Origin of the sequence: Micromonospora sp. NPDC018662, from assembly GCF_044391475.1 — a bacterium.
Classification (GTDB): Bacteria; Actinomycetota; Actinomycetes; order Mycobacteriales; family Micromonosporaceae; genus Micromonospora.
Genome location: NZ_JBISAC010000006.1, coordinates 129955 through 144400, shown reverse-complemented (window position 1 = coordinate 144400; position 14446 = coordinate 129955). Strand labels below are relative to the sequence as shown.

Annotated in this window: 2 protein-coding genes; both read left to right on the top strand. The window is 76.4% G+C overall.

All coding sequences use genetic code 11. The features are described from left to right. The first annotated feature begins 10 nt into the window (after positions 1–10). The gene (locus ACH495_RS19385) at positions 11–4969 is read left to right on the top strand and encodes a type I polyketide synthase (protein WP_396859120.1); all 4959 of its coding nucleotides are present in this window, start codon (positions 11–13) and stop codon (positions 4967–4969) included. A 45-nt stretch (positions 4970–5014) separates the two neighbouring features. Further along, complete coding sequence (locus tag ACH495_RS19380; RefSeq protein WP_396859119.1) at positions 5015–14428, top strand: type I polyketide synthase; 9414 nt, start codon at positions 5015–5017, stop codon at positions 14426–14428. Positions 14429–14446 lie beyond the last annotated feature (18 nt).

The following is a 14446-nucleotide window of genomic DNA, read 5'->3' as shown; positions in this document are numbered from 1 at the left end:
CAGGGACGCGATGAGCGACGACGACAAGCTGCGGTACTTCCTCAAGCGGGTGACCGCCGACCTGCACGACACGAAGCGCAAGCTGCAGACCGTCGAGGCGCGGGACACCGAACCGCTCGCCATCGTGTCGATGAGCTGCCGGTTCCCCGGCGGCGTCCGGTCCCCGGAGGAACTGTGGGACCTGGTCGCCGACGGCCGCGACGCGCTCACCGAGTTCCCCGACGACCGCGGCTGGGACCTCGACGGGCTGTACGACCCCGACCCGGACAAGCCCGGCAAGAGCTACACCCGGGTCGGTGGCTTCCTCGACCGTGCCGGCGACTTCGACCCGGCCCTGTTCGGCATCTCGCCCCGCGAGGCGCTCGCCATGGACCCGCAGCAGCGGCTGCTGCTGGAGACGTCGTGGGAGGCGATCGAACGGGCCGGCATCGACCCGCTGTCGCTGCGCGGCAGCCAGACCGGTGTCTTCGTCGGGCTGAGCACGTCCAACTACGGGATGGGCCTGCCGTACGTGCCGGACGGCGTGGACATGTACCTCGGCACTGGCAACACCACGAGCGTCGCCTCCGGCCGGATCTCGTTCACGCTCGGCCTCAACGGCCCCGCCGTCACTGTCGACACCGCCTGCTCGTCGTCGCTCGTCGCGCTGCACCTGGCCGGCCAGGCGCTGCGCCGCGGCGAGTGCGACCTGGCGATCGCCGGCGGCGTCACGGTGATGGCCACCCCGGGCGTGTTCATCGTCTTCTCCCGCCAGCGCGGCATGTCCGTCGACGGGCGGTGCCGCGCGTTCGCGGCCGGCGCCGACGGCACCGGCTGGGGCGAGGGCGGCGGCGTGGTCGTGGTGGAGCGGCTCGCCGACGCCGAACGCAACGGCCACCCGATCCTCGCCGTGATCCGTGGCAGCGCGCTCAACCAGGACGGCGCGTCCAACGGCCTGACCGCCCCGAACGGCCCCTCCCAGCAGCGGGTGATCCGGGCCGCGCTGGCCGACGCCCGGCTCGGCGCGGCCGACGTCGACCTGGTCGAGGCGCACGGCACCGGCACCACGCTCGGCGACCCGATCGAGGCGCAGGCGCTGCTGGCCACGTACGGGCAGGACCGGCCCGCCGACCGGCCGCTCTGGCTGGGCTCGGTGAAGTCGAACATCGGCCACACGCAGAGTGCCGCCGGCGTGGCCGGGCTGGTCAAGATGGTGATGGCGCTGCGGCACGGCACGCTGCCGGCGACGCTGCACGTGGACGCGCCGTCCCCGCACGTCGACTGGGACGCCGGCGCGGTGGAGCTGATCACCGAGAACCGGCAGTGGCCGGAGCTGGGCCGGCCCCGCCGCGGCGGTGTCTCCTCGTTCGGGGTGAGCGGCACCAACGCCCACGTCATCGTCGAGGAGTACCGCCCGACCGCCGCCGAGCCCGCCGACGACACCTCCGCGCCGCGCCCGAGCGGCCTGTTCGCCGCCGGCCCCACCGCCTGGCCGGTCTCGGCCCGGACCCGGGGCGCGCTCGCCGGGCAGGCCGCCCGGCTGGCCGCCCACCTGCGCGCGCAGCCGGCCGACCCGGCCGCGGTGGCCTGGTCCCTCGCGACCACCCGGTCCACGCTCGACCAGCGCGCCGTCGTCGTCGGCGCGGACCCCGCCGACCTGCTCGCCGGCCTGGACGCGCTCGCCGCCGGCCTGCCGGCCGGCAACCTGGTCACCGGTACGGCGTCCGCCGCCGGCGCCGGCCCGGTCTTCGTCTTCCCCGGTCAGGGCGCCCAGTCCGCCCGGATGGCCGCCGGCCTGGTCGGCCGATGCCCGGTCTTCGACACCGCGCTGGCCGAGTGCCAGGCCGCGCTGACGCCCCACCTGGACGTCGACCTCGGGTCGGTGCTGACCGGCGACGACGAGTCGTGGTTGGACCGGGTGGAGGTGGTGCAGCCGGTGCTGTGGGCGGTCGGCGTCGCGCTCGCCGCCGTCTGGCGCGCGGCCGGCGTGACGCCCGACGCGGTGATCGGCCATTCGCAGGGCGAGATCGGCGCGGCGTGCGTGGCGGGGATCCTGTCGCTGGACGACGCGGCCAAGACGGTCGCGTTGCGGTCGCGGGCGCTGTCCGCGTTGCGCGGCACCGGGACGATGGCGTCGGTCGACCTGTCGGCCGACGAGGTGACGGCCCGGCTGTCCGGCTTCGACGGTGTCGGGGTGGCGGCGGTCAACGGCCCGGCGACCGTGGTGGTCTCCGGCCCGCCGCAGGCGGTCGCCGACCTGGTGGAGTCGTGTCAGGCCGACGGCATCCGCGCCCGGCTGATCCCGGTGGACTACGCCTCGCACTCCGCCGCCGTGGAGGAGGTCGCCCAGCAGTTGCGTGCCGACCTGGCGGACGTGACGCCGCAGGCGGGTCACACCCGGCTGGTGTCCACGTTGACCGGGGACTGGGTGGATCCGGCGACGATGACGGCTGACTACTGGTACGACAACCTGCGCCGCACGGTCCGCTTCGACGCGGCGGTGCGGACGGCGGTCGAGGCGGGACACACGACGTTCGTGGAAATAAGCCCGCATCCGGTGCTGACCATGCCGGTGACCGCGATCCTGGACGACACCGGCACGGCCGGGCACACGCTGTCGACGTTGCGTCGGGGTGAGGACGACCCGACGCGCCTGTTGACGAACCTGGCGACCGCGTACAGCATCGGTCTGCCGGTCGACCTGACCATCGTGCTGGCCGAGATGGACACCGTCGCGCTGCCCACCTACGCCTTCGACCACCAGCGGCTCTGGCTCGACGGCAGCGGCGGCCCGGACCGGGAGGACCAGGCGGCCGACCACACCGGCCCGGACGACAGCGGCTTCTGGGCCGCCGTCGAACGCGGCGACCTGCCCGGCCTCGCCGACGTGCTCGCCGGCGACGACACCCCCGCCCAGCAGGCGCTCGACGCGCTCGCCCCCGCACTGCCGGTGCTGCACCGCTGGCGGCGGCAGCAGCGCCGCCAGTCCGACATCGACAGCTGGCGCTACCAGGACACCTGGAAGCCGCTCACCGGCATCACCAACCGCGGCATGGCCGGCACCTGGCTGGTCGTGCTGCCCACCGGCGACATCGTCGAGCCCTGGCAGGAGGCGTGCGTCGAGGCGTTCGCCGCCGCCGGCGCCACCGTCGTCCCGCTGCCGGTCAGCACCACCGACATCGACCGGGACCTGCTCGGCAAGCTGCTGCGCGAGGCGCTCACCACCGGTGCGGACGGCACGCTCACCGAGGTGACCGGCGTGGTGTCCCTGCTCGCGTTCGACGAGCTGGTGCACCCGATGCACCCGTCAGTGCCCGGCGGCTTCGCCGCCACCGTCGCGCTGGTCCAGGCACTCGGCGACATCGGCCTGGCCGCCCCGATGTGGGCGGTCACCTCCGGCGCCGTCTCGGTCGGCCGCGCCGAACTGCTCCGCTCGCCGGGCCAGGCGATGATCTGGGGCTTCGGCCGGGTCGCCGCGCTGGAACACCCGCAGCGTTGGGGCGGACTCGTCGACCTGCCGGAGGCGGTCGACGAGCGCAGCGCCGGCCTGCTGGTCGCGGCGCTCACCGCCGCCGGCGAGGAGGACCAGATCGCGGTACGCCCCGGCGGACTGCTCGGCCGACGGCTCACCCGCGTCCCGCTCGGCGACAGCCGGCCCGCGCACCCGTGGCAGCCCGCCGGCACCGCGCTGGTCACCGGCGGCACCGGCGCGCTCGGCGGGCACGCCGCCCGCTGGCTCGCCCGCAGCGGGGTGGAGAACATCATCGTGGCCAGCCGACGCGGCATGGACGCCCCCGGCGCCGCCGAACTCGTCGCCGACCTCACCGCGCTCGGCGCCACCGCCAGCGTGGTCACCTGCGACGCCGCCGACCGGGACGCGCTGGCCGCGCTGATCGACGCCATCCCCGCCGACCGGCCGCTGAAGGCCGTGGTGCACGCCAGCGCGGTGCTCGACGACGCCCTGATCAACGAGCTGCGCATCGACCAGATCGAGCGGGTTCTCGCAGCCAAGGTGGACGTCGCGTACCACCTGCACGAACTGACGCTCGACCTCGACCTCGGCGCGTTCGTGCTGTTCTCCTCGTTCGCCGGCTCGGTGGGCAGCTCCGGCGTCGGCAACTACGCCCCGAGCAACGCCTTCCTCGACGCGCTCGCCCAGCACCGGCGCGGCCTCGGCCTGCCCGGCACGTCCATCGCCTGGGGTGCCTGGGCCGGCGGCGGCATGGCCGACGGCCCGTTCGGCGAGCTGCTGCACCGGCACGGCGTACCCGAGATGCCGCCGGAGGCCGCGATCGCCGCGCTGCACCAGGCCGTCGACCACGGCGAGGCGTTCCTCACCGTCGCCGACATCGCCTGGGAACGGTTCTCCGTCGCGTTCACCGCCACCCGTCCCGGCCCGCTGATCAGCGACCTGCCGGACGTACGCCGGCTGCGCACGGTCGAGCGGACCACCGGCGGCGAGGTGCCCGACGGCCCGGAGTCGCTGCGCGACCGGCTCGCCGGGCTGCCCGCCGGCGACCGGATGGCGGTGCTGCTCGCACTGGTCCGCGGCCAGGTCGCGGCCGTGCTCAACTACCCGTCCGGGGAGTCGGTGGACGAGCACCGGGCGTTCCGCGAGCTGGGCTTCGACTCGGTCACCGCGGTCGAGCTGCGCAACCGGCTCGGCCTGGCGACCGGGGTGGCGCTGCCGGTCACCCTGGTCTTCGACTACCCGACGCCGACCACGCTGGCCGAGTACCTGTACGCCGAGGTGGCCCAGGACGACGTGGTCACCCCGACCGCGCTGCTCGACGACCTCGACCGGATCGCCGACGGGCTCGACGTGGTGGCCCGCGACGAGGCCGCCCGGGTCCGGGCCACCGTCCGCCTCCAGGCCATGCTCACCCGGCTCGGCCAGGGCGGAGGCGGCGACGACCTGGGCCGGCATCTCGGCGACGCCAGCGACGACGAGCTGTTCGCCATGGTGGACCGCGACCTCGGTCTGTCCTGACCCGCACCGGCTCACTCCCGTCCCCTGCGAGGAAGCGGCACCCCGATGGCCAATGAAGACAAGCTCCGCGACTACCTCAAGCGGGTCATGGCGGACCTGCACGACACCCGCCGCCGGCTCAGCGAGGCCCAGTCCCAGGAACTGGAGCCGGTGGCGATCGTCGCAATGAGCTGCCGGCTGCCCGGCGGCGTACGCGACCCGCAGGACCTGTGGGAGCTGCTGGCCGAGGGTCGGGACGCGGTCGCCCCGTTCCCCGACGACCGGGGCTGGGACCTGGACCGGCTCTACCATCCCGACCCCGACCACCCCGGCACCTCGTACGCCCGCGAGGGCGGTTTCCTGGACGGGGCCGGGGACTTCGACGCCGCGTTCTTCGGCATCAGCCCCCGCGAGGCGCTCACCATGGACCCGCAGCAGCGGCTGCTGCTGGAGACCGCGTGGGAGGCCGTCGAGTCCGCCGGCATCGACCCCGCCACGCTGCGCGGCAGCCGCACCGGGGTGTTCGTCGGCACCAACGGGCAGGACTACGGCACGCTGCTGATGATGTCGCCCGACGGCGACGAGGGCCACTCGATGACCGGCGGGGCGGCGGCTGTCGCCTCCGGCCGGGTGTCGTACACGCTCGGCCTGGAGGGCCCGGCCGTCTCCATCGACACCGCCTGCTCCTCGTCGCTGGTCGCGTTGCACCTGGCCGCCCAGGCGCTGCGGGCGGGGGAGTGCGAGCTGGCGCTCGCCGGCGGCGTCACCGTGATGGCCACGCCCGGCCTCTACATCGGGTCGAGCCGGCAACGCGCGTTGTCCCCGGACGGGCGGTGCCGCTCCTTCGCCGCCGCCGCCGACGGCGCCGGGTTCTCCGAGGGCGTCGGCTGGCTGCTGGTGGAGCGGCTCTCCGACGCCCGCCGCAACGGCCACCCGGTGCTCGCCGTGCTGCGCGGCAGCGCGGTCAACCAGGACGGCGCGTCCAACGGCCTGACCGCCCCGAACGGGCCCGCCCAGCAGCGCGTGATCAGCCAGGCGCTCACCGCGGCCCGGCTGGCCACCGCCGACGTGGACGTCATCGAGGCGCACGGCACCGGCACCAACCTCGGTGACCCGATCGAGGCGCAGGCGCTGCTCGCCACGTACGGGCAGGACCGGGGCGACGCCGGGCCGGCGCTGCTCGGCTCGGTGAAGTCGAACATCGGGCACGCCCAGGCCGCCGCGGGGGTGGCCGGGGTGATCAAGGTGGTGCTGGCCATCCGGCACGGCCTGGTGCCGGCGACGCTGCACGTGGACGCGCCGTCCCCGCACATCGACTGGTCGTCCGGCGCGCTGGAACTGGTGACGTCGGCGCGGCCGTGGCCGGAGCGCGACCGTCCGCGCCGGGCGGCGGTCTCCTCGTTCGGCATCTCCGGCACCAACGCGCACGTCATCGTGGAACAGGCGCCGGAAGCGCCCGCGCCGACCGCCCCCGTCCCCGCCCCGGGGCTGCTCGCCGCCGACGTCACCACCTGGCCGGTCTCCGCCCGTACTCGGGGCGGGCTCGCCGGGCAGGCCGCGCGGCTGGCCGCCCACCTGCGCGCCCACCCGGCCGAGCCGGCCGCGGTGGCCTGGTCGTTGGCCACCACCCGGTCGGCGTTCGACCAGCGGGCCGCCGTGGTCGGGGCGTCGGTCGACGAGTTGCTGTCCGGCCTGGACGCGCTCGCGGCGGGCACGCCGTCGACGGCGGTCGTGACCGGCACGGCCGAGCGGCCCGCCGGTCCGGTGTTCGTGTTCCCGGGTCAGGGTGCGCAGTCGGCGCGGATGGCTTCCGGTCTGGTGGGTCGGACGCCGGTGTTCGACGCCGCGTTGGCCGAGTGTCAGGCGGCGTTGGCGCCGTACCTGGACGTGGACCTGGTGTCGGTGCTGACCGGCGACGACGAGTCGTGGTTGGACCGGGTCGAGGTGGTGCAGCCGGTCCTGTGGGCCGTCGGTATCGCCCTCGCCGCGGTGTGGCGGCACGTCGGGGTCACGCCGCAGGCGGTGATCGGGCACTCACAGGGGGAGATCGGCGCGGCGTGCGTCGCCGGGATCCTGTCCCTGGACGACGCCGCGAAGACGGTGGCGTTGCGGTCACGTGCCCTGTCGGTGCTGCGCGGCACCGGCACGATGGCGTCGGTCGACCTGTCGGCCGACGACGTCACCGCGCGGCTGGCGGGCAGCGCGACGGCGTCCGTCGGCGACACCGGTCCGGCCGCGAACCGATCACGGTTCGCGGGCGTGGGAATCGCGGCGATCAACGGCCCGGCGACCGTGGTGGTCTCCGGTCCGCCGCAGGCGGTCGCCGACCTGGTGGAGTCGTGTCAGGCCGACGGGATCCGGGCCCGGCTGATCCCGGTGGACTACGCCTCGCACTCCGCCGCCGTGGAGGAGGTCGCGCAGCAGTTGCGTGCCGACCTGGCGGGTGTGACGCCGCAGGTCGGTCACACCCGGCTGGTGTCCACGTTGACCGGGGACTGGGTGGATCCGGCGACGATGACGGCTGACTACTGGTACGACAACCTGCGCCGCACGGTCCGCTTCGACGCGGCGGTGCGGACGGCGGTCGAGGCGGGGCACAGCACGTTCGTGGAGATCAGCCCGCATCCGGTGCTGACCATGCCGGTCACCGCGATCCTTGACGACACCGGCACGGCCGGGCATACGCTGTCGACATTGCGCCGCGGTGAGGACGACCCGACCCGGCTGCTGACCAACCTGGCGACCGCGTACAGCATCGGCCTGCCGGTCGACCTGACCACGGTCCTCGCCGGAACGAACACCGTCGCGCTGCCCACCTACGCGTTCGACCACCAGCGGTACTGGCCCGCCCCGCCGCGCTTCGTCACCGAACGCGACGACGAACCCGACCCCGACCGCTGGCACTACCGCGTCACCTGGACCCCGCTGCCCGACCTGCCGCTGACCCGGCTCACCGGCGCCTGGCTGGTCCCGGTACCCGCCGACCTGGCCGACGACCCGCTCGTCACCGGCGTGCTCGGCGCGCTCGGCAACGTCGGCGCCGAAGCCGTACCCGTGCCGGTCGACCCGGCCGACGACCCGGCCGCGCTCGCCGACCGGCTGCGCGCCGCGCTGCCCGCCGACGGGCCCGCCGCCGTGCTCTCCCTGCTCGGGCTCGACGGGCGTCCCCACCCCGCGCACCCGGCCACCACACTCGGGGTCGCCGGCACCGCCCACCTGGTCCAGGCGCTCGGCGCGCTCGGCGTCGAGGCACCGCTCTGGTGCGCCACCCGCCGCGCCGTCACCACCGGCGACACCGATCCCGCCCCCGACCCGGCCGCCGCCGCCGTCTGGGGCCTCGGCCGGGCCGTCGCGCTGGAACACCCGGCCCGCTGGCGCGGCCTGGTCGACCTGCCCGACCAGCTCGACGCCACCACCGCCGCGCTCCTCGGCGCGGTGCTCGGCGCCGACGGCGTCGAGGACCAGATCGCCGTCCGCCACACCGGCGCCCACGCCCGCCGGCTCACCCGGACCATCGACCTCGCCGACGACACGATCCGGTTCCGCGACACCGTGCTGGTCACCGGCGGCACCGGCGGCCTCGGCGGGCACCTGGCCCGCTGGGCCGCCCGCGCCGGCGCCGCGCACGTGCTGCTGGCCAGCCGCCGCGGCCCCGACGCACCCGGCGCCGGCGACCTCGCCGCCGAGCTGACCGACCTCGGGGTACGCGTCACCGTGGCCCGCTGCGACGTCACCGACCGCGACCAGCTCGCCGCGCTCCTCGCCGACCTGCCCGACGACGCGCCGCTGCGGGCCGTGCTGCACACCGCCGCCGTGCTCGACGACGGCATCGTAGACACCGTCACCCCGGCCCGCCTGCACACCGTCGCCGCGCCGAAGAGCGCCGCCGCCGACCACCTCGACGCGCTCACCCGAGACCACGAGCTGGACGCGTTCGTGCTCTTCTCCTCCGTCGCCGGCACCACCGGCAACGCCGGCCAGGGCGCGTACGGCGCGGCCAACGCCCACCTCGACGCGCTCGCCCACCGACGCCGCGCCGACGGGCTGCCGGCGCTCTCGGTGGCCTGGGGCGCCTGGGCCGGCGCCGGCCTGCCCGCCGACAACGAACGCGCCCAGCAGCGGCTGCGGCGCGGCGGCATGGTCGCCATGGACCCGGACCTCGCCGTCGCCGCGCTGGCCCGGGCGCTGGGCCGCGACGAACCCACAGTGGTCGTCGCCGACGTCGACTGGGGTCGTTTCGCGCCCGCGTTCGCGCTGGTCCGGCCCAGCCCGCTGCTCGGCGACCTGCCCGAGGTCCGGGACGCGCTGCGCCCCGCCGAGACGCCGACCACGCCCGAACCGGCCGACCAGCCCGGCTCGGCGCTGGCCCGGCAGCTCGCCGGTCGGACCGCCGCCGAGCGCACCGAGACGTTGCGCGACCTGGTCCGCCAGTGCGCCGCGACCGCGCTCGGCTACGGCGCCGCCGACGACGTGCCCGTCACCCGCCCGTTCCGCGACCTCGGCCTCGACTCGCTGACCGCGGTGGACCTGCGCAACCTGCTCGCCACCGCCACCGAGCTGCGGTTGCCCGCCACGCTCGCGTTCGACTACCCGAACCCGGCGGTGCTGGCCGGGCACCTCGACGAGCTGCTCACCGGCGCGGGCGCGCCGGTCGACGGGCCGGCCGCCGTGGCCACCCCCGACGAGCCGCTGGCCGTGGTGGCGATGAGCTGCCGCTTCCCCGGCGGCGCGGACGACCCGGAACGGCTGTGGCAACTGCTCGCCGCCGGCGGCGACGCCATCGGTGACTTCCCCACCGACCGGGGCTGGGACCTCGACCGGCTCTTCGACACCGACCCCGCCGTCGAGGGCACCAGCTACGCCCGCCAGGGCGGCTTCCTGCCCGACGTCGCCGACTTCGACCCGGGCTTCTTCGGCATCAGCCCGCGCGAGGCGCTCGCCATGGACCCGCAGCAGCGGCTGCTGCTGGAGACCTCGTGGGAGGCGATCGAACGCGCCGGCATCGACCCCCGGACGCTGCGCGGCACCCCCACCGGCGTCTTCGTCGGCACCAACTACCAGGACTACCGCAACCTCATGCTCACCGCCGAGGGCGCCGAGGGGCACCTGATGACCGGCAACGCCGGCAGCGTGCTCTCCGGCCGGGTGTCGTACACGCTCGGGCTGGAAGGGCCGGCCGTGTCCGTCGACACCGCCTGCTCCTCCTCGCTCGTCGCGCTGCACTGGGCCGGCCAGGCGCTCCGCGCCGCCGAGTGTTCGCTGGCCCTGGTCGCCGGCGTCACCGTGATGTCCACCCCCGGGGTGTTCGTCGGCTTCAGCCGGCAACGCGGACTGTCCCCGGACAGCCGGGTCAAGGCGTTCGCCGCCGGCGCCGACGGCACGAGCTGGGGTGAGGGCGTCGGCGTGCTGCTCGTCGAGCGGCTCAGCGACGCCCGCCGCAACGGCCACCCGGTGCTCGCCGTGGTCCGGGGCAGCGCGGTCAACCAGGACGGCGCGTCCAACGGCCTCACCGCTCCCAACGGGCCGGCCCAGCAGCGGGTCATCCGCGCGGCGCTGGCCAACGCCCGGCTCGACGCGGGCGACGTGGACGCGGTCGAGGCGCACGGCACCGGCACCCGGCTCGGCGACCCGATCGAGGCGCAGGCGCTGCTCGCCACGTACGGGCAGGGCCGGCCGGAGGACCGGCCGCTGCTGCTCGGCTCGATCAAGTCGAACATCGGCCACACCCAGGCCGCCGCCGGCGTCGCCGGCGTGATCAAGATGATCCTCGCGCTGCGCCACGGCTACCTGCCGCCGACGCTGCACGTCGACGCGCCCAGCGACCAGGTGGACTGGACGACCGGCTCGGTGGACCTGCTGACCGAGGGGCGGCCCTGGCCGCTCACCGGCCGGCCGCGCCGCGCCGCCGTCTCCTCGTTCGGGATCAGCGGCACCAACGCGCACACCATCCTGGAACAGGCCCCCGAGCCGCCGGTGCCGACCGGGGAGCCGGCGGAGCCGCCGGTGGTGCCGGTGCTGCTGTCCGCGCGTACCGCCGCGTCGCTGGCCGCGCAGGCCACGCCGTGGGCCGACCGGCTCGCCGGGCCGACCGCGCCGCCGCTGGTCGACGTCGGCTGGTCCGCGGCGGTGTCCCGGGCCGCGCTGGACCACCGCGCGGTGGTGCTCGCCACCGACCGCCGGGCGCTGCGCGCCGGGCTGCGCGCGCTGGCCACCGGCGACGACTCGCCCGCGCTGGTCACCGGCGCGGTGACCAGTCGGCCCCGGGTGGCGTACCTGTTCTCCGGGCAGGGCGCGCAACGCCCCGGCATGGGCCGGGACCTGGCCGCCGCGTACCCGGTGTTCGCCTCCGCGCTGACCGAGGCGTGCGCCGCGCTCGACCCGCACCTGTCCCGGCCGTTGCGCCCGCTGCTCGACGCCGACCCCGGCAGCGACGAGGCGGCGTTGCTGGACCGCACCGAGTTCACCCAGCCGGCCCTGTTCGCCGTCGAGGTGGCGCTGTTCCGGCTGCTCACCGCGTGGGGCCTGCGCCCGGACGCGGTGGCCGGGCACTCCATCGGCGAGTTCGCCGCCGCCCACGCCGCCGGCGTGCTCACCCTGGCCGACGCCGCCGAACTGGTCGCCACCCGCGGTCGGCTCATGCAGGCGCTGCCCGCCGGCGGCGCCATGCTCGCGGTCGCCGCGAGCGAGGACGACGTCCGCGCCACGCTCGCCGACGGGCTCGCGCTCGCCGCGGTCAACGGCCCCGCCGCCGTCGTGGTCGCCGGCCCCACCGACGCCGTCGACCGGGCCGCCGCCGACTGGACCGCCCGAGGGGTACGCACCCGGCGGCTCACCGTCAGCCACGCGTTCCACAGCCCGCTGATGGAACCGGTGCTCGACGAGTTGGCCGCGCTCGCCGCCCGGCTGCCGCACCACCCGCCGACCGTGCCGCTGATCTCCACCGTCACCGGCGCGCCGGTCGACGCGGCGGCGATCGGCGCGCCCGGCTACTGGGCCCGGCACGCCCGCGACACCGTCCGCTTCGCCGACGCGGTCACCGCGCTGCGCGCGCACGGCTGCACCGCGTACCTCGAGGTCGGCCCGGACACGGTGCTCACCGCGCCGGCCCAGGGCGTGCTGGCCGCCCACGGGCCGGTCCCGCCGGTGCTGCCCACGCTGCGCCGGGACCGGCCGGAACCGCTCACCCTGCTGCGCGCGGTCGCCGCGCTGCACGTGCACGGCGTCGACGTGGACTGGCCCGCGCTCTACGCCGACGCCGACCCGCAACCGGCCGACCTGCCCACCCACGTGTTCGACAGGCAGCGCTACTGGCCGCAGCCGCCGGCCTGGCTGACCGCGCCGCCCGCCGAGGACACCGCCGTGGAACGCCGGTTCTGGGCGGCCGTCGAGGCCGAGGACCTGGACGGCCTGCTCACCGAGCTGGACGTGGCCCCGGACCAGCCGTTCGAGGCGGTGCTGCCGGCACTGTCGGCGTGGCGGCGACGCGGCCGGGAACGGTCAGTGGTGGACGGCAGCCGCTACCGGGTGCGCTGGGAGCCGGCCCACGCCACCGGCGGGCCCGCGCCGGACGGACCGGGCCGCTGGCTGGTGCTGCTGCCCGCCGACCGGGCCGCCGAACCGGACCTGGTGGCGCTGGCCGGCGCGCTCGGCCCGGCGGCCACCACCGCACCGGTGGACACCGCCGCCGACGCCGACGAGCTGGCCGCCCGGCTGACCGACCTGGTCGCCGCCGCGACCGCCGACGGGCCGGCCCGCATCCTGTCCCTGCTCGGGCTGGACGAGACGCCGCACGCCGAGCACCCGACGCTGCCGCGCGGCCTGGCCGCCACCGTCGCACTGCTCCAGGCGCTCGGCGACCTGGACGCGCCGGCCCGGCTCTGGTGCGCCACCCGGGGCGCGGTCGACGTCGGCGACGCCCCGCCCAGCCCCCGGCAGGCGGCGCTGTGGGGCCTCGGCCGGGTCGCCGCGCTGGAACAGCCCGCCCGCTGGGCCGGCCTGGTCGACCTGCCCGCCACCGGGGACGACGAGACCGCCCGCCGGCTCGCCACGCTGCTGACCACCACCACCGAGGACCAGCTCGCGGTACGCGGCGACGCGACGTACGCCCGGCGGCTCGCCCCCGCCGCCACCGACGGGGAGCGCACGCCGTGGCAGCCGCGCGGCACGGTCCTGATCACCGGCGGCACCGGCGCGCTCGGCGGGCACGTGGCCCGCTGGGTGGCCGACGCCGGCGCCGAACGCATCGTGCTGACCAGCCGGCGCGGCGTCGACACGCCGGGCGCGGCCGAGCTGCTGGCCGAGCTGGCCGCGTCCGGCGTCGACTGCCGGGTCGCCCGCGCCGACGCCGCCGACCGCACCGCCATGACCGCGCTGATCGCCGAGCTGCGCGCCGACGGGCCGCCGCTGCGCGCGGTGGTGCACGCCGCCGGCGTCAGCGAGGTGGTGCCGCTGGCCGAGACCACGCTGGAGGACCTGGCGTACGTCATCGGGCCGAAACTGGCCGGCGCGGAGCTGCTCGACGAGCTGCTCGACGGCGTCGAGCTGGACGCGTTCGTGCTCTTCTCCTCGATCGCCGCAACCTGGGGCAGCGGCGGGCAGGGCGGGTACGCGGCCGGCAACGCCGCGCTGGACGCGCTCGCCGAGCGGCGCCGGGCCCGCGGCCTGCCCGCCACGTCGGTGGCCTGGGGGCCGTGGACCGAGTCCGGCATGTTCGACGACGACGCGCCGGAGCAACTGCGCCGCCGTGGCCTGCGGGTGCTGCCGCCCGAACCGGCGATGGCCGGGCTGCGGCACGCGCTCGCCGCCGACGACACCTGCGTCACTGTCGCCGACGTCGACTGGGCCACGTTCCACCCGCTGTTCACCGCGCTGCGGCCCAGCCCGCTGCTGGCCGACCTGCCGGCCGTGCGGGCACTCGCCACCGCCGCCGCCGAGCCGCCGCCAGCGACGACGACCGGGCTGGCGGGCCGGGACCGGCTCGCCGAGCTGCGCGCGCTGACCGCCGACGACCGCCGGGACGCGCTGCTGGACCTGGTACGCACCGACGCGGCGAAGGTGCTCGGCCACCCCTCGGTCGACGCGGTCGAGCCGGAGCGGGGCTTCCTCGACCTCGGCTTCGACTCGCTGACCGCGGTGGAGCTGCGCAACCTGCTCACCGCCGCGACCGGGCGCGAACTGCCCACCACTGTGGTGTTCGACTACCCGACCCCGGCCGGGCTGGCCGCGTACCTCGACGACGAGCTGTTCCCCGGCGGCGACGAGCCGGCCGGCGGCGCCGACGAGGAGACGGTCCGGCGGGTGCTCGCGGCGATCCCACTGGACCGGCTGCGCCAGGCCGGCCTGCTCGACGAGCTGCTGCGCCTCGGCCACGACACCGCCGCGCCGGCCGCCGACCCGGCCCCGGACGTGCCGGCGGCCGAGATCCACGACCTCGACGTCGCCGGGCTCGTCCGGATGGCGCTCGAAGGATCCGACTCGTGACCCGGCCGGCCGCAGGGA

What these genes read in the sequence shown, in the direction of transcription:
- ACH495_RS19385 (WP_396859120.1), top strand. Translation starts at nt 11, where the DNA reads ATGAGCGACGACGACAAGCTGCGGTACTTCCTCAAGCGGGTGACCGCC.
- ACH495_RS19380 (WP_396859119.1), top strand. Translation starts at nt 5,015, where the DNA reads ATGGCCAATGAAGACAAGCTCCGCGACTACCTCAAGCGGGTCATGGCG.